Source organism: Synechococcus sp. NB0720_010 (assembly GCF_023078835.1).
Lineage (GTDB): Bacteria > Cyanobacteriota > Cyanobacteriia > PCC-6307 > Cyanobiaceae > Vulcanococcus.
This window is the reverse complement of sequence record NZ_CP090898.1, coordinates 490,459-514,562: the sequence shown is the minus strand read 5'-3', so window position 1 is coordinate 514,562 and position 24,104 is coordinate 490,459. Positions and strand designations below refer to the sequence as shown.

The 24,104-nt window shown below is 65.7% G+C and carries 27 protein-coding genes; 10 read left to right on the top strand and 17 right to left on the bottom strand.

Translation table 11 applies throughout. The annotated features are described in order from the left end of the window. Window positions 1-20: 20 nt before the first annotated feature. Window positions 21-779: a hypothetical protein gene (locus tag LY254_RS02825; RefSeq protein WP_247478767.1), complete on the top strand. Its 759-nt coding sequence runs from the start codon at window positions 21-23 to the stop codon at window positions 777-779. Here the strand turns inward: LY254_RS02825 and LY254_RS02820 are convergent. Next, window positions 733-1,512 (bottom strand): hypothetical protein, encoded by a 780-nt coding sequence (locus tag LY254_RS02820; RefSeq protein ID WP_247478766.1) that lies wholly within the window; start codon window positions 1,510-1,512, stop codon window positions 733-735. The two genes, LY254_RS02825 and LY254_RS02820, sit on opposite strands and share 47 nt — an antisense overlap. 62 nt (window positions 1,513-1,574) lie before the next feature. Between LY254_RS02820 and LY254_RS02815 the strand changes: the two genes are divergently transcribed. The 5 genes from LY254_RS02815 (at window position 1,575) to LY254_RS02795 (ending at window position 5,497) form a co-directional block, all read left to right on the top strand. After that, window positions 1,575-2,303 (top strand): DUF475 domain-containing protein, encoded by a 729-nt coding sequence (locus LY254_RS02815; protein ID WP_247478764.1) that lies wholly within the window; start codon window positions 1,575-1,577, stop codon window positions 2,301-2,303. 5 nt (window positions 2,304-2,308) lie between these two features. Continuing rightward, on the top strand, window positions 2,309-2,656 hold the full coding sequence (locus tag LY254_RS02810) for a DUF6464 family protein (protein ID WP_247478763.1): 348 nt from the start codon (window positions 2,309-2,311) through the stop codon (window positions 2,654-2,656). Next, window positions 2,656-3,303, top strand: coding sequence for a hypothetical protein (locus LY254_RS02805; RefSeq protein ID WP_247478761.1), 648 nt, complete (start codon window positions 2,656-2,658; stop codon window positions 3,301-3,303). The genes LY254_RS02810 and LY254_RS02805 overlap by 1 nt, the downstream gene beginning before the upstream one ends. A gap of 127 nt (window positions 3,304-3,430) precedes the next feature. After that, a complete protein-coding gene (locus tag LY254_RS02800; RefSeq protein WP_371820534.1) occupies window positions 3,431-4,741 on the top strand; it encodes a DEAD/DEAH box helicase in 1,311 nt (436 codons plus the stop codon). A 6-nt stretch (window positions 4,742-4,747) separates the two neighbouring features. Next, window positions 4,748-5,497 carry a J domain-containing protein gene (locus tag LY254_RS02795; protein WP_247478759.1) on the top strand — a complete coding sequence of 250 codons (750 nt, stop codon included), beginning with the start codon at window positions 4,748-4,750 and terminating at the stop codon, window positions 5,495-5,497. Here the strand turns inward: LY254_RS02795 and fmt are convergent. The 11 genes from fmt to LY254_RS02740 all read right to left on the bottom strand — a co-directional run bounded on the left by fmt (window position 5,494) and on the right by LY254_RS02740 (window position 15,776). Further along, window positions 5,494-6,525, bottom strand: coding sequence for a methionyl-tRNA formyltransferase (gene fmt, locus LY254_RS02790; RefSeq protein ID WP_247478758.1), 1,032 nt, complete (start codon window positions 6,523-6,525; stop codon window positions 5,494-5,496). The genes LY254_RS02795 and fmt overlap by 4 nt on opposite strands. Before the next feature lie 9 nt (window positions 6,526-6,534). Beyond that, the gene (locus tag LY254_RS02785) at window positions 6,535-7,908 is read right to left on the bottom strand and encodes a TldD/PmbA family protein (protein WP_247478756.1); all 1,374 of its coding nucleotides are present in this window, start codon (window positions 7,906-7,908) and stop codon (window positions 6,535-6,537) included. Window position 7,909: 1 nt separating this feature from the next. After that, window positions 7,910-9,262, bottom strand: coding sequence for a TldD/PmbA family protein (locus LY254_RS02780; RefSeq protein WP_083797941.1), 1,353 nt, complete (start codon window positions 9,260-9,262; stop codon window positions 7,910-7,912). Window positions 9,263-9,466: 204 nt separating this feature from the next. Continuing rightward, window positions 9,467-10,564: a magnesium-protoporphyrin IX monomethyl ester (oxidative) cyclase gene (gene acsF / locus LY254_RS02775; protein ID WP_010317488.1), complete on the bottom strand. Its 1,098-nt coding sequence runs from the start codon at window positions 10,562-10,564 to the stop codon at window positions 9,467-9,469. A 78-nt stretch (window positions 10,565-10,642) separates the two neighbouring features. Beyond that, the gene (locus tag LY254_RS02770; protein ID WP_010317487.1) at window positions 10,643-11,074 is read right to left on the bottom strand and encodes a DUF2996 domain-containing protein; all 432 of its coding nucleotides are present in this window, start codon (window positions 11,072-11,074) and stop codon (window positions 10,643-10,645) included. 45 nt (window positions 11,075-11,119) lie between these two features. Further along, entirely contained in the window at window positions 11,120-11,641 is a 522-nt protein-coding gene (locus LY254_RS02765) for a hypothetical protein (protein ID WP_050778488.1), read from the bottom strand. Between the two features lie 20 nt (window positions 11,642-11,661). Further along, a complete protein-coding gene (locus tag LY254_RS02760) occupies window positions 11,662-12,300 on the bottom strand; it encodes a flavin prenyltransferase UbiX (protein ID WP_247478755.1) in 639 nt (212 codons plus the stop codon). Window positions 12,301-12,303: 3 nt separating this feature from the next. Further along, window positions 12,304-14,586 carry an RNB domain-containing ribonuclease gene (locus LY254_RS02755; protein WP_247478745.1) on the bottom strand — a complete coding sequence of 761 codons (2,283 nt, stop codon included), beginning with the start codon at window positions 14,584-14,586 and terminating at the stop codon, window positions 12,304-12,306. A gap of 118 nt (window positions 14,587-14,704) precedes the next feature. Continuing rightward, entirely contained in the window at window positions 14,705-15,016 is a 312-nt protein-coding gene (locus LY254_RS02750; RefSeq protein ID WP_247478744.1) for a TMEM165/GDT1 family protein, read from the bottom strand. Window positions 15,017-15,021: 5 nt separating this feature from the next. After that, window positions 15,022-15,396 (bottom strand): TMEM165/GDT1 family protein, encoded by a 375-nt coding sequence (locus LY254_RS02745; protein WP_247478742.1) that lies wholly within the window; start codon window positions 15,394-15,396, stop codon window positions 15,022-15,024. Beyond that, window positions 15,396-15,776, bottom strand: coding sequence for a YkgJ family cysteine cluster protein (locus tag LY254_RS02740; RefSeq protein WP_247478740.1), 381 nt, complete (start codon window positions 15,774-15,776; stop codon window positions 15,396-15,398). The genes LY254_RS02745 and LY254_RS02740 overlap by 1 nt, the downstream gene beginning before the upstream one ends. A 92-nt stretch (window positions 15,777-15,868) precedes the next feature. Between LY254_RS02740 and psb30 the strand changes: the two genes are divergently transcribed. Further along, the gene (gene psb30 / locus LY254_RS02735) at window positions 15,869-16,000 is read left to right on the top strand and encodes a photosystem II reaction center protein Ycf12/Psb30 (RefSeq protein WP_232197314.1); all 132 of its coding nucleotides are present in this window, start codon (window positions 15,869-15,871) and stop codon (window positions 15,998-16,000) included. A 76-nt stretch (window positions 16,001-16,076) separates the two neighbouring features. On the opposite strand, the gene recJ is transcribed toward psb30, so the two are convergent. Next, on the bottom strand, window positions 16,077-18,017 hold the full coding sequence (recJ, locus tag LY254_RS02730) for a single-stranded-DNA-specific exonuclease RecJ (RefSeq protein WP_247478738.1): 1,941 nt from the start codon (window positions 18,015-18,017) through the stop codon (window positions 16,077-16,079). Between the two features lie 101 nt (window positions 18,018-18,118). On the opposite strand from recJ, the gene LY254_RS02725 reads away from it, so the two are divergent. Both LY254_RS02725 and LY254_RS02720 read left to right on the top strand, forming a co-directional pair. Then, complete coding sequence (locus LY254_RS02725; protein WP_247478737.1) at window positions 18,119-18,880, top strand: HAD-IA family hydrolase; 762 nt, start codon at window positions 18,119-18,121, stop codon at window positions 18,878-18,880. Then, a complete protein-coding gene (locus tag LY254_RS02720) occupies window positions 18,877-19,221 on the top strand; it encodes a DUF565 domain-containing protein (RefSeq protein WP_010317472.1) in 345 nt (114 codons plus the stop codon). Before LY254_RS02725 ends, LY254_RS02720 begins: the two co-directional genes overlap by 4 nt. 64 nt (window positions 19,222-19,285) lie before the next feature. Here the strand turns inward: LY254_RS02720 and rpmF are convergent, their stop codons facing one another. Further along, window positions 19,286-19,462: a 50S ribosomal protein L32 gene (gene rpmF / locus LY254_RS02715; protein ID WP_010317471.1), complete on the bottom strand. Its 177-nt coding sequence runs from the start codon at window positions 19,460-19,462 to the stop codon at window positions 19,286-19,288. Between the two features lie 88 nt (window positions 19,463-19,550). On the opposite strand from rpmF, the gene ftsH reads away from it, so the two are divergent. Next, window positions 19,551-21,431 carry an ATP-dependent zinc metalloprotease FtsH gene (ftsH, locus tag LY254_RS02710; protein WP_371820497.1) on the top strand — a complete coding sequence of 627 codons (1,881 nt, stop codon included), beginning with the start codon at window positions 19,551-19,553 and terminating at the stop codon, window positions 21,429-21,431. Here ftsH and LY254_RS02705 read toward each other — a convergent pair. The 3 genes from LY254_RS02705 to thrC all read right to left on the bottom strand — a co-directional run bounded on the left by LY254_RS02705 (window position 21,390) and on the right by thrC (window position 24,060). Further along, window positions 21,390-22,373, bottom strand: coding sequence for a cupin (locus LY254_RS02705; protein WP_247478735.1), 984 nt, complete (start codon window positions 22,371-22,373; stop codon window positions 21,390-21,392). The two genes, ftsH and LY254_RS02705, sit on opposite strands and share 42 nt — an antisense overlap. 90 nt (window positions 22,374-22,463) lie before the next feature. After that, window positions 22,464-22,739 (bottom strand): MoaD/ThiS family protein, encoded by a 276-nt coding sequence (locus LY254_RS02700; RefSeq protein ID WP_010317466.1) that lies wholly within the window; start codon window positions 22,737-22,739, stop codon window positions 22,464-22,466. A gap of 40 nt (window positions 22,740-22,779) precedes the next feature. Beyond that, complete coding sequence (gene thrC, locus LY254_RS02695; protein WP_010317464.1) at window positions 22,780-24,060, bottom strand: threonine synthase; 1,281 nt, start codon at window positions 24,058-24,060, stop codon at window positions 22,780-22,782. Window positions 24,061-24,104: the final 44 nt, after the last annotated feature.

Below are 24,104 nucleotides of genomic sequence, written 5' to 3'. Positions count from 1 at the left end.
GGCAGCTGAGGTGGGCTGCGGTGAGGCAAGGGAGGCGTCTGCTGCTGGCCCTGGCGCTTCTGTTGCTGGCCGGGGCGGGCCTGAGTCGACTGGGGCAACCCGAGGGAGAGCTGGTCGCTGAGGAGGTCGCCCAAGCCAGTAGCTCAGCGCCTGCCCTGGCCCCGCCCTTGCCCCTGAACTGGCAACTGACGGCCTCTAGCCAGCGGGCCCTGTTTCAACGGCTGGATCAGGCGGATCAGCTCTGGCTGCCCCGGGTGGAGCGTCTGCCGGGCGGGGGGCAGCGGATCACCTATCGCCGTCGCCTGGGGGAGAAGCCCCTCACCGCATCAGCGCTGCGGCAGTTGATCGCCCATCCACCCAGCTACAGCCGCGAGCGGGAGGCGATCAGCTTGCTGCTGGAGCAGCTGGAGCGCAGCGGAGTGGTGCTGGTGGTGCGCCAGCCCAAACAGAAGGGAGCCGCGGGTGAGTGGAATCCGCGTCGCGGTGAGTTGCGCCTGCGGCCCGATGTCGCCTCCAAAGGGACGGTCAACTTCACGCGGGTCCTCAACCACGAGGCGATCCATGTGGCCCAGAGCTGCAAGGGCGGCTCTATCCATGCCCGGCCGCAGCTGCTGGGACTGAGCCGCAGCCTGAACGCCTCAGGGCGGCGCCATCTGCAGCAGCCGCTCTATGCCAAGGCCTCTAGCGAGCAAAGGGGGCTCGAGGAGGAGGCTTACGCCAACCAGGAGCAGCTCAACCTGGGCTGGGAGCTGCTGGCGCGCCACTGCCGGCGCCGATGAGTGTTGTCTCCAGCTGCATGTTGAACGCCAGCAGCTGTTCATCACTCAACTGTTGACGACTACTGAGGTTGAACTGCTGCTCCAGGGCCTGGCGGCCGCGGTTGGCATCCCATTGCAAGGAGGCGAGCAGCTGATCGCTCTGCTGGAGCAAATCGCGCCGTCTGAGGGGAATCGACGCGGAGGCTGGATCGCAGCCTGGCTCGAGGACCCTCAGGCTACGGACGTAGGCGGCCAGATCGGCGTAGTTGGTGATGCGGTTGCGGCTGGGGTGGCCGAAGGCCCGTTGCAGATAGGTCCCCTCTTGGCTGCGCTCCCAGCCCAAGCGTTTGAGCTGAATGTCGATCTCTGCGAGCTCATCACTCCAGTCCTCGGGATCGGTCGCTGGCTCTTGGGCCTCGACGACTGGAGCCTGCGGCAGGGTTGGCTGCACCGCCTCGGGATCGGCTGCCGGAGCGGGATCGATTGTCTCTTCAGCGGGCGGCCGCCTGACCACGGCGTGGCGGACCGGTGGCTCAGCTGGTGACGGTGCAGGTGCAGGTGCCGGCCCAGGGACTTGGTGATTCAGCCGGCTTTGCAGCCGCTCCAGGGCTCGCTCCTCGGCAAGTTCGGCGTTCTCCGCTTCCCCCAGGGCACTACCGAGGCACTGGGATCCCCTCCAGGCACTGAGTTGGACCACGCGCTTGCCGGCTTCGGCGTGCACCAGACGCGCCCGAAACGACAGGCTGCTCTCCATGGTCGGCTCGTCGTTGTGGCGTTTCTACACTGGCGAGCCAAGGAAGGCTCTGCAGCAACGGCATGGAAGCGGAGTCAATTCCATCCCTATCGCCACTGATCCAATCGGCGGATCAGTGGGGTGAGCTGCTGTTGCTGCTGCCGTTGCTCGTGGCCCTTGAGGCGGTGCTCTCCGCCGATAACGCCATTGCCCTAGCGGCGATCTCAAGGCGGCTGCACGATCCGAAGCTCCAGGGCCAGGCCCTGAACCTGGGATTGGGGCTGGCCCTGGTCTTCCGGCTGATCTTGATTGCGGCCGCCCAATGGGTGCTGGACTTCTGGCCGCTGCAGCTGCTGGCGGCGGGCTATCTGCTGTGGCTCTGTGTCACCAACTTGAGGTCCAGCGAGGCTGAAACAGGGGATCCAGAGCTCAGCGATGACTCCGCAGCAGATGGAGCGGTCAAGGGGCTCTCGGGGGTGGTGGTCACCCTGGCCCTGACGGATTTGGCCTTCTCCCTCGACAGCGTGGCGGCGGCGGTGGCCGTGAGCGACAACCTGCTGTTGGTGATGATCGGCGGAGTGCTCGGGGTGGTGGCCCTGCGGCTGACCTCCGGGCTGTTTATCCGTTGGCTTGAGGTCTATCGCCACCTCGAAGCGGCTGGTTATCTGGCTGTTGGCCTTGTGGGGATCCGTTTGCTGCTGCGTCTGGTGGCGCCGCAGGTGGTTCCTCCGGAATGGGGGCTTTTGGCGGTCGTGGCCCTGCTGTTTGCCTGGGGCTTCTCCCAGCGCGTCCCTGAGGAGGCCGAGGGTTAGAGCCGATGCGCGTTGAACTGCGGCAGGCCGGCAGCAACCAACTGATCGACCGTCTCGAGCTCGAGGAGGTGCCCCAACCCGGGCGCTGGCTTGAGCTCCCCGAGCGGACTTATCTGGTGCTGCAGCGCCACCACCGCTACCAGCTGCGCGGCGGGCGCTACGAGCTCAGCTCCATTGCCCTCCAGGTCAAGGCCCAGCGCCGCCCTGCGGATGCGCGCTGGTGGCAGGGGCAATGGGTCATCGGTGACCCCAGTTGTCAGTTCAATGCCCGCTCACCGCTTCTGCGTTGCGCGGTGCTGCCGGCGGGTCCCTGTGAGCGCTGCGCCCACCACAGCCTGCGCGGCGAGGGCTAATGGAGCGCCTCTGGCATCGGGGAATCGTGGCCAGAGGCCATGGCGTGGCCTCGGGGTCGGCCAGTGACAGTCCCTATCCCGCTGGAACGATTGCCCTGCAGTCGCCGTTTTTTCTGCAGGGCGGCTTGGACCTCTCGGAGTGTGTCCAGGGGACGATCAACCTGGACTTCCCAGGCTGCCGTTGGGTCTTAAGCCACCCCGACCACTGCTTTGAGCAGTTGGCGTGGACACCGCTGCACCCGCCTGAGACCTTCTCGTTCTGGCGGGTGCTCCTGCGTCAGCCCTCGAGCGCCGCGGTCGAGGGCTGGATTTATTACCCGCATCCCGAGACCAAGGTTCGCCACTTTCAGCGGGACGGCCGCCTGGAGCTCCTGGCTCCTCGCTTGCCGGAGCTTGTGACGGGCGCAGCCCTGGAGTTGGCCGTCGATCCCGCGCGCTGCCGCCCCATCCCGGTTGCTCGTCTTCGGGCACGCCTGCTGGAGTTCCTGAAATTTCGGGTGCTGGCGGCACAAGAGACGTTTTTCCTGCAGGAGCTGCCTGTTCTGCGGCGCTGGCTTGATCAGTCCTGGCCAGAAGCCTCGGTGCTGAGCGATCAGGAAGTGCAGCTCACCCTGGATCAGGCCAGGCAGCTGTACACCGAGTCCTGAGCCGTAGGGTGAAGCTTCGCGAGGTTTGCTTATCTCCTCCCCCGATCGTTCTCCCCGGCAGCGTCGTCGGCCGGCTCCGGTGAAGCGGCTGTCGACCAGCGCTTCTGCAACAGCGGAGGCCCCCGCGGTGCTGCCGCCCGTGGATGAAGAGCAGCTGGCGGAGTCCCCGTTTACGGCCCTTGGGCTCGGGCGTCCGATCGTTGAGGCCGTTCTGCAGAAGGGCTACAGCCAGCCCTCCTCCATTCAGCAGCAATGCATCCCGGCGGTTCTGGCGGGCCGCGATGTGATGGCAGCGGCCCAGACCGGCACCGGTAAAACCGCCGGTTTCACCCTGCCAATGCTGGAGCGCCTGCGCCATGGGCCCCACGCCCGCGGGCGAATTGTTCGTTCGTTGGTGCTGACCCCCACCCGCGAGCTGGCGGCCCAGGTGGCCGACAACGTCAAGGCCTACTCCAGGCACCTGGACCTGCGCAGCGATGTGGTCTTTGGCGGGGTCAAGATCAACCCTCAGATCACCAGGCTGCAGGCTGGCGCCGATGTGTTGGTGGCCACGCCGGGCCGCCTGATGGACCTGGTGCAGCAGGGGGCGATCAGCCTGGATCGCGTCGAGATCCTGGTGCTGGATGAAGCGGATCGGATGCTCGACATGGGCTTCATCCGCGACATCCAAAAAATCCTGCGGCTGCTGCCGGCAAAGCGCCAAAACCTGCTGTTCTCGGCCACCTTCGAGACCTCGATTCGTCGCTTGGCGACGGGTCTGCTCCATGAGCCCGTCCAGCTTCAGGTCACCCCCGAAAACCGCACGGCGGCAACGGTTGAGCACATCCTTCACCCTTGCGATATGGCGCGCAAGCCGGATTTGCTCTGCCATCTGATCGCCAGCAATGACTGGCAGCAGGTGCTGGTCTTCTCCCGCACCAAGCATGGTGCGAATCGCGTCGCCGACAGGCTCAGTGCCGAAGGCATGGCGGCGGCGGCGATCCATGGGAACAAGAGCCAAGGGGCCCGCACCCGTGCCCTGGCGGGGTTCAAGAGCGGCGAGCTGCGGGTGTTGGTCGCCACCGACATCGCCGCCCGCGGCATTGACATTCATCAGCTGCCCCATGTGGTGAATCTCGATCTGCCGAACCAGGCCGAGGACTACGTCCACCGCATCGGCCGCACCGGCCGGGCGGGCCACAGCGGCCATGCCGTCTCCCTGGTGGCCGCTGAAGAGCATGAGCTGCTGCGGGCGATTGAACGCCTGACGGGCAAAAAGCTGCCCAAGCAGGAGATCCCGGGCTTTGAGCCCACGGTGCTCTCGGCTCCCCCGCTGGATCTGAGCGGCGGGCGCGGCCGCTCGAGCCGTGGTGGTGGTGGCAACCGCGGTGTTGGCAATCGCGGCGGTGTCAGCCGCAGCGGACGTCCCGCGGCACGCTCCTCCTCCCGCCGCCCTTGAGCCGGCGTGGGCTTTGATCCCAGGCGCTGGTCCGCAGAGCCGCGCCCGCAGCAGCGGGTCACAAGCAATGTGGACGCGCTGCTCCAAGAGAACGAAGCACTGCGGAGTGAGGTGCGTCAGCTGCGCCGGCAGTTGGAGCACCTACGCCAGCGACCGGAACCCAGCCGCCACCATTGGCGGCCACCCCAAGCGCTGGTGTCCTCTGCTCAGGTGGAGCGCTGGGGTGCAGCCCTGGCGGAGCAGAAGGGCTGGGCCGTTCTGCGCCAAAGCGGCCTGGAGGAGCTGATTGAGCAGCTCAACCGCAGCAGCTTTCTGCCGCAGTTGAACCTTCAGCAGCGCCTTGACCATCTGGTGCCGGGTCTGGGACGGGATCTCTATGCGGCGACGGCCAGCCCGCTCAACAAAAAGCGCTGCGCCGTCCTCGCAGCCTTTGCCCTCTACGGCGTCAGCGCGATCGAATGGCTCGACGACGACCCCCAGCGGGTTGTGCTGGAAATGCGCCAGCGGCAGAGGACCAGCAACCGCAGGACGCGCACTGACCAGCGCCGTACGGACCGCCAGCACCAGTCCACCGATCAGGGACGGGACCCGCGCCGCGTGGTGGCCCTCTCGGTGCTGGGGTTGGAGTGGGGTGCCTCCAAACAGGCGATCAAGCAGGCCCACCGCCGGCTGGTGAAACAGCACCACCCCGATGTGGGCGGAACCGCGGAGGCGTTTCGCCGGGTGAACGACGCCTATCAGTTCCTGGTGGCCTAGTCCCCCAGGCGGTCGCCCGGCACCGCGCCGAGTTGTTGCAGCAGCTGGGTGCCGTGGCTGGCGCTCTTTCCCTCCAGCTGGGCCTCGCGAATCAGCAGGGGGCAGCCGGAGCTGGCCACCACCAGTCCGGTGGAGTCGATGCACTCCAGCACGGTCCCGGGGGTGTGGCTGGACCCCTCGCCTGGATTCAGCCCCCAGCGTTCGGCCAAGGCTTTGGCCTCCGGGCTGAGTTCAGCGGTGAGACGTTTGATCAGGGGTTCAGTGGAGAGCACCTTCAGGCGTTTGCCCTTCCAACTGCTGCTGGCGCCGGGGTAGAGCCCCATCACCTTGCGGTGGATGGCCAGGGCTGAGCCGGACCAATCGATCTGGAAATCCTCTTTGGCCAGCATCCGGGCGTAGGTCATGCCCTCCTCCGGCTGGACCCGCACGCCCAGCCGCTGCAGGCGTTCCTGTTCTGGGCCGGGTCCAGCGGCTTCGATCTGGGGCAGGGCCTCGATCAGGAGCTCGCCCGTGAGCTGGGCCAGTCGTTCGGCCAGCTGGTGAGCGTCCTCCCGTAGGCCGATGGAAATGGCGCGCTCCAGAAGTACCGGTCCGGTGTCGAGCCCCTCCTCCATCGCCATGATCCCGACGCCGGTTTCAGCGTCGCCTTCGATCAGGCTCCATTGGATCGGGCCTGCGCCGCGCCAGCGGGGGAGCAGTGAGCCATGGCCGTTCCAGCAGCCCAGGGGTGGTTGCTGCAGCACCTCACGCGGCAGGATTTGGCCAAAGGCAACCACGACGTAGACATCGGCCCCCAGTTCGGCGAGTTGTTGTTGACATTCAGGGTCCTTGCGGATCCGCTCCGGCGTGAACACTGGGATGCCGAGTTCCATGGCCCTGGCCTTCACGGGGGAGGGCACCAGTGCCTTGCCGCGCCCGCGCCTGCGGTCCGGTTGGGTGACGACACCCACCAGCTCATGTCCCGCGTTGACCAAGGCGTCGAGGCTGACGGCGGCGTAGGCCGGGGTACCCCAAAAGAGGATCCGCATCGTTTGCCCTTAGGCCTCGCCGGTTATCGAGAGACCCTCCACCCAGACCATCGGGCAGAGCCCGTCGGGGGTGACCTTGGCCTCGCCCTCGAAGCCGACAATCGCGTTGAGCACCTGGCGGATATCGCCGGCCACGGTGGCGGCATCGATCGAGCGGGCTTCGCCGCCCTTGATCAACCAGCCGTCGAAGGGCAGGGAGAAGGAGCCTTGGCTGGCCTTGACCCCGGCATGCAGGGCGGAGAGGGAGTCAATCCAGATGATTGGCTGATCGGCCTTGAACCGATCGAGACCGCTTTGGCCGCCGCTGCTGCCGGGGGTGGGGCCAATCTCAAACCAGTCGGGACCGACAGACACCTTGGCCCCGAGACCGGCGTGGCCGGTGGGGGTCACCCCAAAGGCCCGGGCCGTGGCCTCGGAGTGCAGGAAGTTCTTCAGCACGCCCCCCTCCAGCAGCGACAGCTTGCGGGTGGGCGTTCCCTCTCCATCGAAGTTGGAGGCGCCAATGTTGCCGGGGTGCAGGCCGTTGTCGTCGATCGAAAGGAAGGGCACCGCCAGGCTCTGGCCGATGGAGTCCTTCTGGCTGAGGCTGACCCCGTCCAGCACCGAACGGGCATTGAAGAGGTTGCTGAAGGCGCCGATCAGATCGAGGAAGGCCTCGGGACTGAGCACACAGGTGTAACGGCCGGTCTCCACCGGGGCGTAATCCAGGTGGCTGATGGTGCGCTCGGCGGCCTCGTCAATGCAGCCGGCAATGTCGAGGTCTGAGGCGCCGTAGGCCAGGCGTACGGCACCGGAACTGCGCGGTTTGCGGCCGCTCTCCTCGGCCCGGGCGTAGAGGTAGATGCTGGCGGTGGTCAGCTGCTGCTGACGGCAGGCCCCATCGCTGTTGAGGTAAATCCGTTCGCTGCTGCGCTCGGCCAGACCGTTGTAGGGAACGGTGCTGATCGCCTGGTGGCGTCCGAGCAGATCATGCTCTGCGGCCTTGAGCTGCTCGAGCAACTTGAGGATGCCCTGGGGCTGATGCAGCGGTTGATCCAGGGCCGTCAGCGGTGCTGTGGCCAGGGGTGAGAAGGCAGGCGTCTCTTCGGCATTCCCGAATGCCGCGGCATCCCGGGCACCGGAGAGGGCCCTCTCCAGTCCGCTTTGCGAGAGGTCCGAGGTGCTGGTGGTGCCGACCAGCCCTTCACTGTTCCAGACACGGATCGTGATCGAACTGCGCTGGGCCCCCTTGAGTTGCTTGGGTTCGCCGCGGTCGACCTGCACGGAGGTGTCGGTGCTGCAGGCCGCGCCGAGGTCCCACTGGCGGATGCCGTGCTGCTGGGCGATTCCCTCGAGCTGGCTGCGCAGCTGTTCGGCGTTGAGGCTTTGGTTGGTCTGGCTCATCTCAGCGGCCCCCCACGGTGATGGAGTCGACCTTGATGTGGGGTTGTCCGACGGTGACAAAGATGCTGCCGCTGACGGAACCGCAGAAGCCTGCGGCCAGTTCCAGGTCATTGGCGCACATGGAGATGCGCGGCATCACTTCCTTGGCCTCGCCGATCAAGGTGGCGCCCTTCACCGGTTTGGTGAGCTTGCCGTCTTCGATCAGATAGCCCTCCTCCACCGCGAAGTTGAACTGACCGGTGGGTCCGACGCTGCCACCGCCCATGGACTTGCAGTAGAGGCCGCGGTCCACCGAGGCGATCAGGTCCTCCGGTTGATGGGGCCCCGCCGCGATGTAGGTGTTGCGCATGCGGCTGGCGGCGGCAAAGGTGTGGCTTTGGCGCCGTCCGCTGCCGGTTCGGGCATGGCCCGTGCGCAGTTCTCCAGCGCGGTCACTGAGGAAACGCTTGAGGACACCGTTCTCGATCAGCACGGTGCGTTGGGCCTCCAGTCCCTCGTCATCCATCGAGAGGGAGCCAAAGGCGCCGCCCGTCAGCCCTTCATCGATGGCGGTGACGGCTTCATGGGCGATCGTCTCGCCGACCTTCTCGGCAAAGGGGGTTGTGCCGCGCTCCACCTGGGTGGTTTCCAAGAGGTGGCCGCAGGCCTCGTGGAAGATCACTCCACCGAAGCGGTTAGCCAGCACCGCTGGCATCTGGCCGGCCTCGACGTAGTCGGCGTAGAGCATGTTGCCGGCACTCGTACAGACCTCATCGGCGGCCTGGGCGACATCCCACTGGCGCAGATCGTCTGGGCTGTCGGAGGTGCCGTAGCGGCGTCCGACGCCGGCCCGGTGATCACCATCGGCGGCCAGGACATTGAGGCCAACAGATTGATGCAGACGGATGTCCCGGCCAAAGGTGCCGTCACTGGCGGCCACCATCACTTCCTGCCAGTCCCGGGCATAGCTGCCCCGGCGGGCCTGGAGATGCTTGCCCTTCTGCTGCAGCTGGGCCGTTCCCTCCAGAAGCTTCTGGGTGCTCTCGGTCAGCTCAGGGCAGCTGCTGAGCCAGAGATTTTTCTCCAGGGCGAAATCCCTGAGGGCCGGTAGACCTTCGAAGCCGCTGAGCCCCGTTCCGTCCAGGTCCAGTCCCAACATCCCGAGGGCTTGGGTCAGCGCCGTCGTCAGTCCGGCCTCGCTGAGGTCGTTGGTGCTGACAAAGCCGTCCCGCTGGTCCCGAAACACCCGGATGCCAGCTCCCATGCCGAAGGCCGGCGTCACGCTCGTGATGGTGTCCTGTTCGGCCAGGACACCGAGGTGATCGGTCCGCTCCAGGAAGATCTCAACGAGATCGGCGCCGGCGGCTTTGCCCATCGCCAGGAGTGATTCCAGGCGCGGGCTCCAGCGCTGATCAAAGGGGCCGAGTAACAGCTCAGCGTGGGACGGGATGGAGGCAATCACGCGGGTTGTTGACGGTTGGGCATGGATGGCAGCGGGCCATCACGGTCCTAGCAAGAAGGCCCTGGCCAAAGCGACCAGGGCCTAACCCCCTACGGGGAACTGCGAATGACGCAGGAATCAGCGAACGGCGGGCTGGTAGTTCTCGCTGCGGATGGGGTTCGTGAAGAACAGCTTGGCCATCTCGGCACCGTTGGCGACCCAGTAGGGCAGCTTGCGCAGAACCTTGAGGGGAGCTGGGGCGTTGCCTTCATCAGCAGCGCTGAGTTTGTCGTTGTTGCGCACCAGGCGCTCAAGACGCGTATAGAACTTCGGATGGTCGACGTTCAGGACCACGGGGAAGACCCGCGCGGTGGTCTCGTTGGTCTTGGCGATGACGTACTTGTCGTACTCGCGGGCATCGAGGCCGAGGGCTTCGTAGAACTCCTTGCGAGCCACGTCCCGGACGTACATCGTCGCGAACACGGCCAGCAGGAAGAAGCGACACCAGAGGCGAGCACGCAGGCCGGTGACGCTCTTGGGCTGCGCCTTCATCAGGGCATCGAAGAAGTCGCCGTGGCGGTTCTCGTCTTGGCACCAGTTCTCGAAGAAGTTGAAGATCGGGAAGATCTTGCTGTCGGGGTTCTTCTCGAGGTGGCGGAAGATGGCGATGTAGCGCCAGTAGCCGATCTTCTCGCTCAGGTAGGTGGCGTAGAAGATGTATTCGGGCTTGAAGTACGTGTAGGCCTTGTTGGCGGTGAGGAAGCCGAGGTCGAGCTGCAGACCGAAGTCGCTCATCGACTTGTTGAGGAAGCCAGCGTGGCGGGCCTCATCGCGGGCCATGTGAGCGAAGCACTCGGCCAGCAGGGGGTTGCGCTCTTTGATCCGACGGCTCAGTTCCTTGTAAAGCAGGAATCCGGAGAACTCGGAGGTGCAGCTCTGCTCGAGGAACTCGACGAAGACCTTCCGGGTCTCGGGATCGAGTTTGTCAGCGGCGCCTTCGAACTCCTCGTTGCGAACGAAGTGATGGCGGTTGTAGTCCTTGCGGAACTCCTCGCAGATGGCTTCCAGCTCATCGGCGTTGGGGCTGAGGTCCATGGCAGCCATGGCCTCGAAATCCGTGGTGTAGAACCGCGGAGTCAAGATTGTGTCCTTCACCGGATCCTTCGTGGCCGGTGCATTGGGCGTGCCGATGGCTGTTGCGGCGTCAGATGAGGCAACGGCGGTGGGAGGCACCATCGGGCGGCTTGAACGGAGCAAAACCCATCGTAGGCGGCTTTGGTGCCAGCCCGTTGAAGGGCTTCATCACTCGCAGGTTTAGTTGGCCCCGAGCCATTTCTGACCATTCAGACGCTGCACCAGCCGTGAGACCAGCAGCGCCTGGGTCATTTTTTTCTCGTCAATCAAAAATGACTCCAGCAGGCTCGGTTCGCTGCCGGCTTCAGCCAGGGCGATGGTTTTGGCCGAGCTGATGGAGTCGCTGGTGAAGCAGAGCCAGAAGCGCCGCCCATTGGGGAGGCTGCCCTTCACCTGCCAACAGCTGCTGCCGACCACGGGCATGGGCCCCTGCTCAAAGCTCAGGTTGCAGTCGCTGGGGCCGCCGTAGGCCTCGATTTCCTTGGCCAGAGCCGGAATCAACAGATTCGGGACAAACTCCGCGAAGGGCTTGTCTTCCGGGGCCGGAGGTTTCGCCGCCTTGGCTGGCTTGGCGTCTGCGGCGCTTGCTGCGGGTTGGGCGGAATCGGTCACCGGCGCAGGCCTCAATCCAGACGTTGGCTGAACTTTAGGGAGTGCTCACCACTCCTCTGAGCTGCTGCTTCCCCAATCGTCAGGATCGGGGCTGCTTGCCGCAGGTGGGGGTGTCGCGCTGGCGCTGCTTTGGCCGCGCCGGATGACGCGAAAGGGAACGGACACCGTTGGGGCGGGATCGGCGGCCCCGCGGCTGGGGCCAGCCCAGGCGGTTTGCGGACGTTCTGGCTCAGTTTCGGCCCCCCAGTCCTCCCGCTCGGGCGCTGCTCGCCGCGGGCGCTCTTCAGCTGGCGGGCTGAATCCCGCCCAGGACTCGGGCTCAGGGCGGCGGCGAACGGAGCGGCGGGGCAGGATTTGCGGTCCTCCGCCCTGCAGAGCCAAGGCTGCCCCGGCCGCGCTGAGGCCAGCCCCCAGGCTGGATGCCCCGGCGATCCAGAGGCCCAGGGGCAGGGCGGGTGAGGTCCAGGTGAGGACGCGCACGGCCACCGCTGGCTTGGGGTTCACCGCTCCCACGACCAGGGTCGCCAGCAGTGGCGAGAGCAGCGGCAGCAGCAGGATGCGTTTCAACACAGGGGCGATGGAGTGCCTCAGGGCTGGATCGGACCGGTCCAGCGCTGCAGCTGACCGAGCTCATAACCGAGGCAATCGAACACGCGGATCACCAAAAAGTCCACCATCTCCTCCAGGGATGTCGGCTGGTGATACCAGGCGGGGGCGGGGGGGGCGATCCGCGCTCCCGCCTCCGCCAACGTGGTGAGGTTGCGCAGGTGGATCAGGTTCCAGGGGGTTTCCCGCGGACAGATCACTAGCGGCCGGCCTTCCTTGAGATGGACATCCGCGCAGCGCTCCATCAGATCGGTGGCGACCCCTGAGGCGATTCGCCCGACGGTACCCATGGAGCAGGGAAGGATCACCATCCCGCGGGTGCGGTGGCTGCCACTGGCGATGGCCACGGATTGATCATTCCAGCGGTGGCAACGCAGCTCCCCGCTGCTGCAGCCAAGGCGTTCGCGCCAGAAGGCTTCCTGGGCGGATGGCTCGCTGGGGACACGCACACCGAGTTCGGCTTGCCAGACGCCGATCGCTCCGCGGCTGACAATCAGATCGACGGATTCCCCGGCTAGAAGCAACAGCTGGAGGGCCCGCTCGGCCAGGGGTTGAGCACTGGCTCCGGAGACGGCCAGAACGATGGGCAGCGGCGCTGCCTGGGCGCTGCTGTCGCTCAACGCTCAGTCCTCGCCGTCCGCGTCAGTGTCGCTGGAGTCGTCGGGGCTGAACTCCTCGTAACCCTCGGGCAGGACCACGGCCAGATCGATCTGATGCCGCAGGACATCGACCTTTTGGATGGTGACTTCCACCTGGTCGCCCAGCATGTAGGCGCGGCGGTTCTTGCGACCCACCAGCTTGTTCTGACGGGAGCGGTACTCGTACCAGTCGTCCTTCAGGGAGCTGACGTGCACCAGGCCCTCGACGTGCGACGGAGGGACTTCAACGAAGAAGCCATAGCTCTGTACGCCGCTGATGGTTCCGGTCAGGGTTTGGCCCACAAGCGGTTCGGCTTGACGGGCCTGGGCCATGGCCAGGGCGTCGCCCTGGAGTTCGCTCACAAAGCGGCCGCGCTCGTTCAAGCGATGCAGCAGTGCTCCTGTGAGGGCCTCCTCGACGGGGGAGAGCTGGCTGGCGGTGAGCAGGGGCCAGTCGATCACCCCATGGCTTTCATCGGAGGTGATGTCGACGCGGGTTTTGTGCCGCACGGAGGGACGATCTTTCCCCTCACTCATCAACAGCACCAACAGGTGCTGGTTCCAGAGGTCGGCGTAGTGCAGGGCCGCACAGCACCAAGGGGCGTAGGCCTTGTCCTCTGCGGCCAGGGTGTTGCTGCCGGGCTCTGCACTGAGGCTGACGGGTTTCAGGGGGTCCCGCAGTTGCTGTTGCAGCACCCGGGCGCGGTCACTGGCGGCGAAGGCCACGGCCAGCTCCTGGGCGCTGGCGTTGCCATCGGCGGAGAGTTCCAGGGGGATCTCGAGGGCCAGAGCGGCTTTGGCCACGTCGTTGAGGGCCTCGGCATCGGGCGCACCATTGAGGGCATAGATCGCCGGGAGCTCCAGAGCGGCCATGTGGCGTCCCAAGGCCCGGTGAGCCTGGAGGACCATCTCCCGCAGCAAACCGGCGGTGGAGAGGGCTGGATCCAGCTGAACCATCCAGCCCTGGCGGCGCTCATCCGGCTCGGGAATCGCTAGCTCCGCGAGCCCCTCCAGGTTGGGGATGCCCAGGTCCAGATCAATCGAGCCCTGGCTCAGGCGGTTCTGCCGGAGGGTCTGGGCCAGGGCGATCAGCTGCTCCAGCAGGGGCAGTTGATCCTTGAGCCCCTTCAGGGCGGCAGGAGTCGTGCGCGCCTTCGGTTTGCGATCGGCCAGGGCCTGCAGGGCTTTGGTGTCAACCAGCCCGTCGGCCGAGATGGTGCTGCGGCAGAAGCGGAAGTGCTCCAGCTGCCCTTCGGCGTTGAGATCGAGGGCCACCGAGAGGGCCGCAGCGGGTGTTCCGGTTTTGAAGGCCGCTGCTTTGGTGGTGGCGCTGGGCAGGTAAGGCAGCCAGCTTTCACCGACGCAGAGCGCTTCACTCCGCTCTCGCAGGAAGAGGTCCAGGGCGCTGCCAAAACCCACCCGTTCAGCAATGGCAGGGGCGTGCACCCAGAGCCGCTGGCCGTTCTCCAGGGATTCCAGGGAGACCGCTGGCAGGAGTGGCGCTTCAGCACTGCCCCAGAGCTGCAGCACAAGGGTGGGTAGAGCGCTCAGGTCATCCCGGGATTTGAGGTCGAGGGCCTTGGCCGTGCTCTTCGGTGCGGCCGGCAGCTCCCGCAGACCGTGTTTGGTCAGCAGCAGATCCAGATCAGCCTCCGGTCCGGCATTGACCGCAAGGCTGCGGGCGACGTGGCCCTCGGGGGCGAGTTGCCCGACGGGGTAGCGATCGACCTTGACCTCCACCACGGCTTCGGTGGCGGGTTTGAGGTGCTCGCTATCTCCGGCCGGCAGGTTGATGGCCGTCAACAGACGGTCGTCCAGGGGGACCGCCACCAGGAGGTCGTTTTGTTGCTCCACCTGGGCCAGGAGGCTGGTGGTGTTGCGCTGCAGGATGCATTGCACCCCACCCTCCGGTGAGCGCCGACGCCCGCCCTCACGGGTGACCCGAACCAGGACCCGGTCACCGTTCCAGGCGTGGTTGAGCTGGTTGTCGCGGATGTAGATGTCTTCTCCGCCGTCCTCGCGCAGGGCGAAGCAGAACCCTTTGCTGCTGCAGCGAAGCCGGGCTTCGATCAGGCCCTCGTCCTCGACGCGACTGATGCCCTCGTCGGCTTCCTCGAGCACCCCAGCGCGGGCGAGGGCGGTGAGGGCGATGCGCAGCTGTTCCTTGTCGGCCTTGGTGCTCAGGCCCAGGCCTTTCTCAAGCTTGCTGAGGCTGAGGGGCTCCTGCTGCGGGAGCTGCTCGATGAGGTCCGCGACCGTGAACTTCATGGCTGTTGGGGTGGGCTTCTGCGGAGCGGACAAGCCCAAATGAGGTGGTGGTTCTGCGTGCCCCAGGCATCACTTGAAGACGGCCAACGCCTTCGAGTGCTACTGAGGCCTCACCATCCTACTCAGCGTCCTGGGCGATTTCCTCGGGTTCATCGTCCTGGCCAGCTTTTAAGAGCAGACGGCCGCCGATCACGAGAAAACCCACTGAGGCGGCCAGCTGCAGGGCATCGGTCGGGATGACGGCGGAGAGGGACCCCCCGGCGCCTGCCCCAAGCAGGCTGGCGAGAACCAGAGCGCTGGCACTGCCGGCAAAGACGGCGCCGCTGCGGCTCGAGGTGCCGCTGATGGTGACGATCGCCAGTTGGGTCTTGTCGCCCAACTCGGCCAGGAAGACCGTCAGGAAGGTTGAGGCCAGGAGAGGGAGCTGCATGGCAATCAGGCCAGGGGAAACATGCTGACGGCGGCCTGCCGGCCGAGCCAAAGACCGAGGGCGATCATCAAGATCCCGGCCAGGCGTTCGAGTTGACCGGGGGGCAGGACCCGCGAGAGCCAGCGCCCGAGGACGACCCCCACCAGGCTGGAGCTGATCAGGGCTAGGGAGGCGCCAATAAAGACCAAGACCGGACGGCCTGATTCCGCCGAGAGCAACAGCGCAGCCAGTTGGGTCTTGTCGCCCAACTCGGCGAGGAAGACGGTGGTGAAGGTCGTCAGGAAGACCGCGCCAAAGCTGGCGGCCTTCTCCTCTTTTTTGGATTGCGGTTGCGTGGATTCCGGTTGAGGCGTGTCGCTGCTCGGGGCGGACTCAGGCATTAGGGCTGGCGATCGTTGTCTTCAGCGGGCTGGCGGATCGCCTGCTCGAAACGCTTCATCACGATGCCACGACCGCCGTGTTCGCAGCGGATCTGCTGCCGGCAACAGGCGATGGCGAAGTCGTTGGCCTCCTCGGAGGGCACGTCGAATAGCTGGGCCAGGTTTTCGACGCGGCAGAAGACCGGCCGTTCGTCGTAGATGCGGCAGGTACTGGAGCCGGTGTCGAAGTGGATGCACCAGCCGTCGGGCCCGACCATCGAGAGATAGAGCTGCTGCTGCTCCTCGTTCAGCGCGTCGAGGGCTTCATTGCGCTCCCCGGGGTCCAGGCGGCAGCAGGAGCCGCAGCCGCTGATGCAGCGCCATTGAAGGGTCTCAGCCATGGTTCATCCCCCAGGCGCTGTGACAACCCGTCACAGGAGCGATCCCTGCGGGGGCGGCGTCGGCTCGTCTGCTTTTAGGCTGCTGCAAACACGTGCAGCTCCCGAGCCGTTCTCCCATGGGAATCGACTTCCACCTGATCGCCAACTTCGCTGCCCTGTTCCTGATCACCCTGGTCGGCCCGGCCGTGATCTTCATCCTCTTCTACCGCCGCGGCGCCCTCTGATTGGAAGGGTCTTAGGCCTCCGCTTCATCGACACGCTTGGCCCCCTGGAGGTTCTCTTCAGGGGGCTTTGTTGTCTCTAGGCCGCCAGTCCCATCGCCCTGGCTGCGTCTTGAACCAGGGCTTTCACATAGGGGTGTTCCGCCTTCGGGTGATCGATCTGAAGGGCTTCCAGCCGGCCCTGCTGGGCTTCGCCCCGGAGTTCCTCCCCATCGGCGTTGCGGATCACCACGACGTTGCCCTCCCGCCGCACCCAGTAACTGCGCTCCTGGCGTTGGAGCACCAGCGCTTCTCCGCTGCTGGGGCGGATGCCCACCACCTCGAGTTGAAGGCTCTCTTCGCCGTTCCAACGGTTGAGCCTGAGGTGATAGGCCACATCCACCTGCTTCGGCAGCAGATGGCCAACCGCTCCCCAGCGCCAGGCCATGGCCCGCACCCGCGCTTCGCCCTGGCGCAGGCTGAGCTGAAGGTGACCACCCCGCAGCTCCCGCTGTTGGCTGATCGTGCAGCCACAGCTCCAGAAGAGTGGGGTGGGATTGCCAATGCCGAAGGGCTCCAGCCGTTGCAGCTCTCGCCAGAGGGGCCGGTTGATCTGCTCCAGCTTCAGCAGGGCCTCGGGCATGACCAGCTGCAGGCCCTCCCGCTCGCGCCAGACCTGCGCCAGGTCGTTGAGCCGTTCATGCAGGGCCGTGACCCGCTCGGCCTTGACGGTGAAGCCCCCGGCGGCGGGGTGGCCACCAAACCGCTCCAGCAGATCACCGCAGGCCTGGAGGGCGGCATCGACGGCAAAGCCCTTGGGCGCCCGCACCGAGGCCCGCATCCGGCCATCCCCCTCGGCGGCCAGCAGGGCGACGGGGGCGCCGTAGTGCTCGACCAAACGGGCCGCCACGATGCCAATTACGCCGTGATGCCAATGGCTTTGGGCCAGCAGTAGGAATGGACTGCGCTGGTCTCCATCCGCTTCAGCCAGGGCCCGTGCCTCCGCCTCGATGGCATCACAGAGCTCCCGGCGTTGGCGGTTCAAGCTCTCGCATTCCCGGGCCAGTTCCAGGGCCTGCTCCGGGTCATCGGTGGTCAGCAGATCCACCACCAAGCGCGGATCCCCCAGCCGTCCGACGGCGTTGATCCGGGGGGCGAGTTGGAAGCCAACGGCACCGGCGTCGATCGGCACATCGTCGAGACCGGCCACCTGCTGCAGGGCCTGGAGCCCCGGCAGCGGACTGTCCTTGAGCCGTGGCAAGCCGTCCATCAACCAGCGGCGATTGACCCCCTGCAGCGGAGCCATGTCGGCGATGGTGCCGATGCAGAAGAGGTCCAGGGCCATGGCCAGAGCCTTGGCTGAGCGGTTGGCCTTGGCCAGGGCGCCGGCGAGGACGTAGGCCATGCCCACCCCGGCCAAGCCCCGGTAGGGGGAGTCCTCCGGGGTGCACTGCGGGTGCAGTAGGGCGCTGAGGGGCGGCCGCTCCTCGGGAATGGTGTGGTGGTCGGTGACGATGACCTCGAGGCCGAGCGCCTGGGCGCGCTCGAGTGCTTCCCGTGCGGAGACCCCGTTGTCCACGGTGACCAGCAGTCGAATGCCCTCAGCGGCCAGCTCCTCCACCATCGAGACATTCAGCCCATAGCCATCGGACTGGCGGCTGGGGATGGCCGCTTGCGGTTGCGCCCCTAACTGCTGCAGGACACCGATCAGGAGCGCCGTGCTGGTCATGCCATCGGCGTCGTAGTCGCCGCAGATCGCCAGGCGTTCGTTGGTTTTGCAGGCCTGCTTCAGGCGCTTGACCGCCAGGCCTAAGTCGGGGAAGTGGTGCTTGGGATCGGGGGCATCCGCGGGGTTCAGCAGTGCTTCGATCGCGGCAGCACTGCCAAAGCCGCGTCGGCTGAGCAGGGCAAGGATGGGCTCTGAGAGTCCCAGGGCCTGCACGTCGCCGGGGAGCTCCTCGAGGGCCACCGCAGCGGGAAGCTGCCAGTTCTGCTGTAGGCGCTGGTCGAACAAGCGTTGCTCTGGAGACTCGAGGAGCACGCTTGCGATTCGTCAGCTTGCATTCTGAGCCGTGAGCAGGCTCTGTCCAGGCCCTGGCGTCCAGCTCCCTTAGCCTCACCCCAGCATTCGGCAGCCCCTTGGTGCGACTGGCCCCCGAGGCTCTTCTTTGGGACGTGGATGGCACCCTCGCCGAGACGGAGCTGGATGGCCACCGCCTGGCCTTCAACCGCGCCATGGCCGAGGCGCGACTGCCCTTTCACTGGGACCCATCCACCTATCTCCCGTTGCTGCGGGTCACCGGTGGCCGGGAGCGGATGGCTGTGTTTTTGGAGCAGCAGGAGGGCTGTCGCCCAAGCGATGAACGGCTGGATGCCCTGCAACGCTCCAAGCAAGCCCACTACAGCCAACTGGTCGCAGCGGGTGAGATTCAGCTCAGGCCCGGTGTCCTGCGGTTGATGGCCGCTGCGGCGGCAGCGGGTCTGCCCCAGGCCATCGTGACCACCAGTGGTCGATCGGCGGTGCAGGCCCTGCTGGAGCGTCAGCTGCCGGACCACCGGGACTGGCTGGCCTTCTGGGTGTGCGGGGAGGATGTCAGCGCCAAGAAACCGGACCCCCAGGGCTATCAACTGGCCTTGGAACGCCTGGGCTGTGCCCCCGAGGGCGTCCTGGCCCTGGAGGATTCCGGCCACGGGGTGACGGCCGCCCATCGGGCCGGTTTGACGGTGCTGGCCACCCGCAGCGCCTCCAGTTCCCATGAACCGGCGTCCCATTTCGCGGCGGCAGCGGCGCTGCTGGATGGGCTGGGGGATCCCGATGTGCCCTGTCAGGTCCTGCGCGGCCCGGCTTGCCCTGAGGGCCAGATCACGCTGTCCTATCTGCAGCGACTGTTTCCAGGCGGATGACCCGGATGCCCATTCAGGCCACCCGCTTTGATCGCCTGCAGCGTCAGGGAGCGCAGCTGCTCTGGGGATCGTTCCAGGGCAGTTGGCGTCGCCGCAGTGCTGGCCTCCTCGCCCTGCTGTTCGGCTTCTATGCCGGCCAGAACGTCACCAGCTGGTGGCTGCAGACCATTGGTCAGCGCCCCTTGGTGGTGCTCTCGGTGGTCGTGCTGCTGGAGATGGTCGTGCGTCTGCGCACCCGAATCGTCCAGGGACGTCCGCCGTTGGGATGGCTCGTGCTCGACAACCTGAGGATCGGCCTGGTCTATGCCGTGGTCCTGGAGGCGTTCAAGCTGGGATCGTAACGATCGAATCAGTGGAGCTCTGCTGCTTCAAGAGAGGCAGCAGAGTCCGATTTGAAGCCTGCGATCAGGCGTCGTCGCCGTCTTCTTCAGCCACGGGATAGACGAAGCCCTGGGCGCGGCCGCTCAGCACAGCCTTGCCGATGGAGAGAGCCTTCTGAGCTGCCACAGCAGCCTTGCCTTTCCAGGTGGCGTGGCGCTGGTTCCGCTTGCCCTTGGACGTTTTCTTCTTGGGAACAGCCATCCCGCTTACCTAGTCAGCCAAACCAAGATCTTCCCTTGTCGTCTTTCCTTTCGTCAAATCGCTAAGCTCCAGCCAACGACAGATTGATGTGAGCAGCGGCGCGTCTCCGAGTCAGCTAGCGCAGCAGGTGCCCTCATCCCAAGCGTCCCCCGCCCCTGAGTCCAGGCGTTCAGAGCTTTGGCGCGATCTCGGCATCAGCCGCCCGGCGCCCCCCAGCTACAGCCAACTGCTGACCCAACTGCGCAGCGGCAAGGTCAAGGAACTGTTGCTCTCCCCAGGCCGCCGGGAGGTCCAGGTGACCTACGCCGATGGCAGCCGTGCTGAGGTGCCGGTCTTCAGCAACGACCAGGTGTTGCTGCGAACGGCCCAGGAAGCCCAGGTGCCGCTCACGGTTCGCGACGACCGTCAGGATCGGGCCACCGCCAGCCTGGTCTCCAACGGTCTGCTGCTGCTGCTGCTCTTCGCGGGCTTAGCTCTTTTGATTCGTCGCTCCAGCCAGGTGGCGAACCGAGCGATGGGGTTTGGCCGCAGCAAGGCGCGGATGGCGGAACCGGAAGCTGCGGTGGCTGTGCGCTTTGAGGATGTCGCCGGCATCAACGAAGCCAAGGAAGAGCTGCAAGAGGTGGTGGCCTTCCTGAAGGAGCCAGAGCGCTTTACGGCCGTCGGGGCCCGCATTCCCAAGGGTGTGCTGTTGGTGGGGCCCCCCGGAACGGGCAAAACCCTGCTGGCCAAGGCCATTGCCGGTGAAGCCGGTGTGCCCTTCTTCTCGATGGCCGCCTCGGAATTTGTCGAACTCTTTGTGGGTGTTGGCGCCAGCCGGGTGCGCGATCTTTTCCGGCAGGCCAAGGAGAAGGCTCCCTGCATCATCTTTATCGATGAGATCGATGCCGTTGGACGCCAGCGGGGCGCCGGGATCGGTGGAGGCAATGACGAGCGCGAGCAGACCCTCAACCAGCTGCTCACGGAGATGGATGGCTTCGCCGAAAACTCCGGGGTGATCCTGTTGGCGGCCACCAACAGACCTGATGTTCTCGATGCCGCGCTGATGCGCCCCGGTCGCTTCGATCGCCGGATCCATGTGGACCTGCCGGACCGCCGCGGGCGCGAGGCGATCCTTGCGGTCCATGCCCGCTCCCGACCGCTTGAACCTGAGGTTTCCCTTTCGGATTGGGCCAGCCGGACCCCTGGCTTCTCTGGGGCTGACCTGTCGAACCTGCTCAACGAGGCGGCGATCCTGACGGCCCGGCGCGAGCGGCAGAGCATCAACGATGAGGCCATCAGCGATGCCCTTGAGCGCATCACGATGGGTCTCACGGCCGCGCCGCTTCAGGACAACGCCAAGAAGCGCCTGATTGCGTATCACGAAATTGGCCACGCCCTGCTGGCCACCCTGCTGCCGAAGTCGGACGACCTCGACAAGGTGACCCTGCTTCCCCGCTCCGGCGGAGTCGGTGGTTTTGCCCGCACGATGCCCGACGAGGAGGTCCTGGATTCGGGCCTGATCAGCAAGGCCTACCTGGAGGCGCGGATGGTGATGGCCATGGGCGGCCGTGCAGCTGAATTGGTGGTCTTCGGACCGAGCGAAATCACCCAGGGCGCCTCGAGTGACCTGGAGATGGTCAGCCGAATCGCCCGGGAGATGGTGACGCGCTATGGCTTCTCGGCCCTGGGTCCCCTATCCCTGGAGGGCGAGGGCTCAGAGGTGTTCCTCGGTCGCGATTGGTTGCGCTCAGAACCCCATCACTCCCAGAAAACCGGGAACCGCATTGACGCCGAGGTGCAGCAGCTGGCCCGCCGTGCCCTCAGCCAGGCGGTCTCCTTGCTGGAGTGCCGCCGGGAACTGATGGACGAGTTGGTCAATCTGCTGATCGAGCGCGAAACCATCGAGGGGCCTGAGTTCCGCGCTGTGGTCGAGCGCGCCAGTGAGCTAGGCGAAGCGAATATCGAGGCTGCGCAGGTAGGTCTGTAGGCCGGCGTCCTGAATCGGCAGCAGGTAGGCGGGCTGACCGCTTCCATTCACATGGGAATGCCAGTAGCCCGGTGGGGTGATGAAGGCACCACCGGCCTGCCAGTCGATCCGCTCGGGATTGCGGATGGTGCCATCGGCGTTGAGGTCGGTACCCACCAGGGTGTAGACCCCAGGCTGGCAATCGATGATCAGATCCAGGGCCACCGATTGATGGCGGTGGGGTGCTTGGGTTGCTCCGTCAGGAACGATGCCGTACATCGCCCAGAGCACATGGGTGACCGTGCGGGTGCTGGGTAGATCGCGGTTGGCCAGCAGCAGACTGATGCGGTTGCTGCTCGCGCTCCCCGGTTGCTGAGCCAGTTTGAGCAGCTCAGAGCGCAGCCATTCGGCGCGGTAGTGGGTGGCTTCGAAGCGCGGCTGGCTGGGCACGACCCCCAGGTAGCTCAGTAGGGGGGCGTCGTGCACCCAGTAGAGAACGCTGGTGCTGCTGGCCTCAAGCAACGGGGTGCCGCCTGAGGGCAGCACGAACAGATCGCCCTCGCTCCAGTGGATGCTGGTGTCCTGCTCGGCCTCACGGCCATGGCAGACGCCCGTGCCGGAGAGCACAAAGAAGAGGGAACTGGTGGCGCTTGCCGCGGCACGGACGCCCTCTCCAGCTTCGATGCGGATGAAGTGGGCTGCGAGGCCGGGGCTGGTGGCTGGGCCGGTGGTGCCTAATTCAGCGCTGAGGTCCAGCGGAATGATTCCACTGGGACCGCTGCCGTGGAGTTCAGGTCCCCAGCTGCGATAGGGGATCGGTTCGGTGAGACCCCTGCGGATCGGATTGGCCGCCTGTCGGTAATCAAACAGCAGGGCCTTGTCGGCCACAGGCGAGTTTTGGTTGGCCTCAGCCTGGACGCTGAGCCGAAGATCCGCTGATGGACGATCGGGGGTTTGAGTCATCGGGTGACACCAGGTCCATGGAGAGGTGGCTCTGGGGCGAGCCTGCATGCATGAGTGGCTGGCTGCTGCAGGAATCGCTACAGCGCAGGATCAGCCCCCAGCGACGGCGGGAACGATGCTGACTTCGTCCCCATCCTTGAGGGGGGTGGTTTGGTTCTCGAGGAAGCGAATATCCTCGCTGTTCACGTAGACGTTCAGGAAACGGCGCAGTTTGCCGGCCTCATCACAGAGGCGTCCCTTGAGACCGGGGTAACGGCCATCGAGCGCGTCAATCAGGCCATCGACGCTGGAGGCGTCCAGGGAGACGCTGGCCTCATCGTTGGTGAACTTCTGAAGGGGGGTCGGGATCAGGACCTGAACGGGCATGGCGGGGAGTGGAAGGGTGTGGACTGGCGGTCGGTCGTGATCAGGCCTGCGCTTGATCGGCCTGGGCTTGCTTCCAAGCCGTGTTGAAGGCGTCGAGTTGTGCCTCGATCGTGTAGGGCTTGCCAATGGCATCCACCACGGCCTCGGTGGTTTTGAGGCCGTTGCCAGTGATGTAGGCCACGGTGCGCTCTTCAGGGTTGATCTTGCCCTGCTCCACCAGCTTCTTCAGGACGGCGATGGTGGTGCCGCCTGCGGTTTCGGTGAAGACGCCCTCGGTTTCAGCCAGGAGCTTGATGCCTTCAACGATCTCGGTGTCGTTGACGTCGGTGATGTTGCCGCCCGTGCGGTTGGCAATGTCAATGGCATAGGGGCCATCGGCCGGGTTGCCGATGGCGATCGACTTGGCGATGGTGTTGGGCTTCACCGGGGTGATGAAGTCGCGGCCCTCGCGGAAGGCGGTGGCGATGGGGTTGCACCCCTCGGCCTGGGCGCCGCTGAAGCGCACGGCCTTCTCCTCCACCAGTCCGCACTTGATGAATTCGTCGAATCCCTTGCGGATCTTCGTGAAGAGGGAGCCGGAGGCCAGGGGCGCGACGATGTGGTCGGGCAGTTCCCAGCCCAACTGCTCGATCACTTCGTAGCCGAGGGTCTTGGAGCCTTCGGAGTAGTAGGGGCGCAGGTTGATGTTGACGAAGCCCCAGCCGTAGGTGTTGGCCACCTCGGAGCAGAGGCGATTCACCTGGTCGTAGTTGCCCTTCACCGCCATCAGGGTGGGGTTGTAGATCAAGGTGCCCAGCACCTTGCCCAGCTCCAGGTCGCTTGGGATGAAGACGCAGCACTCCAGTCCGGCGTGGGCGGCAATGGCGGCGGTGGAGTTGGCGAGGTTGCCGGTGGAGGCGCAGCTGACGGTCTTAAAGCCCAGCTCGCGGGCACGGGTCAGGGCCACTGAAACCACCCGGTCCTTGAAGGACAGGGTCGGCATGTTGACGCCGTCGTTCTTGATGTAGAGGCTCTTGAGGCCCAGGCGCTTGGCCAGGTTGTTGGCCTTCAGCAGGGGGGTGAAGCCGGTGCCGACATCGATCGGATCCCCTTCGATCGGCAGGAAATCGCGGTAGCGCCAGATGGAGGCCGGACCGGCTTCGATGGTGGCGCGGCTGACACGGTTGCGGATCGCCTCGTAGTCGTAGACCACCTCGAGGGGACCGAAGCAGACGTCCTCACAGACGTGACGTGCCCCAGGGTCATAGGCCTGGCCGCATTCCTTGCAGCGCAGTCCGGTGAAGGTCGGCCCAACGCTGGAGCGGGAAAGGGTTGCGGTCAAGTTCAGATCCTGAACGTTGGGACGAAATTAGCAGCGCCAATTCA

Coding starts and splice junctions, on each gene's coding strand:
- LY254_RS02820 (WP_247478766.1), bottom strand. CDS start 1,512: ATGGAGAGCAGCCTGTCGTTTCGGGCGCGTCTGGTGCACGCCGAAGCC.
- LY254_RS02815 (WP_247478764.1), top strand. CDS start 1,575: ATGGAAGCGGAGTCAATTCCATCCCTATCGCCACTGATCCAATCGGCG.
- LY254_RS02810 (WP_247478763.1), top strand. CDS start 2,309: ATGCGCGTTGAACTGCGGCAGGCCGGCAGCAACCAACTGATCGACCGT.
- LY254_RS02805 (WP_247478761.1), top strand. CDS start 2,656: ATGGAGCGCCTCTGGCATCGGGGAATCGTGGCCAGAGGCCATGGCGTG.
- fmt (WP_247478758.1), bottom strand. CDS start 6,525: ATGCGGATCCTCTTTTGGGGTACCCCGGCCTACGCCGCCGTCAGCCTC.
- LY254_RS02785 (WP_247478756.1), bottom strand. CDS start 7,908: ATGAGCCAGACCAACCAAAGCCTCAACGCCGAACAGCTGCGCAGCCAG.
- LY254_RS02780 (WP_083797941.1), bottom strand. CDS start 9,262: ATGGGCAAAGCCGCCGGCGCCGATCTCGTTGAGATCTTCCTGGAGCGG.
- acsF (WP_010317488.1), bottom strand. CDS start 10,564: ATGGTGCCTCCCACCGCCGTTGCCTCATCTGACGCCGCAACAGCCATC.
- LY254_RS02755 (WP_247478745.1), bottom strand. CDS start 14,586: ATGAAGTTCACGGTCGCGGACCTCATCGAGCAGCTCCCGCAGCAGGAG.
- LY254_RS02750 (WP_247478744.1), bottom strand. CDS start 15,016: ATGCAGCTCCCTCTCCTGGCCTCAACCTTCCTGACGGTCTTCCTGGCC.
- LY254_RS02745 (WP_247478742.1), bottom strand. CDS start 15,396: ATGCCTGAGTCCGCCCCGAGCAGCGACACGCCTCAACCGGAATCCACG.
- LY254_RS02740 (WP_247478740.1), bottom strand. CDS start 15,776: ATGGCTGAGACCCTTCAATGGCGCTGCATCAGCGGCTGCGGCTCCTGC.
- LY254_RS02720 (WP_010317472.1), top strand. CDS start 18,877: ATGACCCGGATGCCCATTCAGGCCACCCGCTTTGATCGCCTGCAGCGT.
- rpmF (WP_010317471.1), bottom strand. CDS start 19,462: ATGGCTGTTCCCAAGAAGAAAACGTCCAAGGGCAAGCGGAACCAGCGC.
- LY254_RS02705 (WP_247478735.1), bottom strand. CDS start 22,373: ATGACTCAAACCCCCGATCGTCCATCAGCGGATCTTCGGCTCAGCGTC.
- LY254_RS02700 (WP_010317466.1), bottom strand. CDS start 22,739: ATGCCCGTTCAGGTCCTGATCCCGACCCCCCTTCAGAAGTTCACCAAC.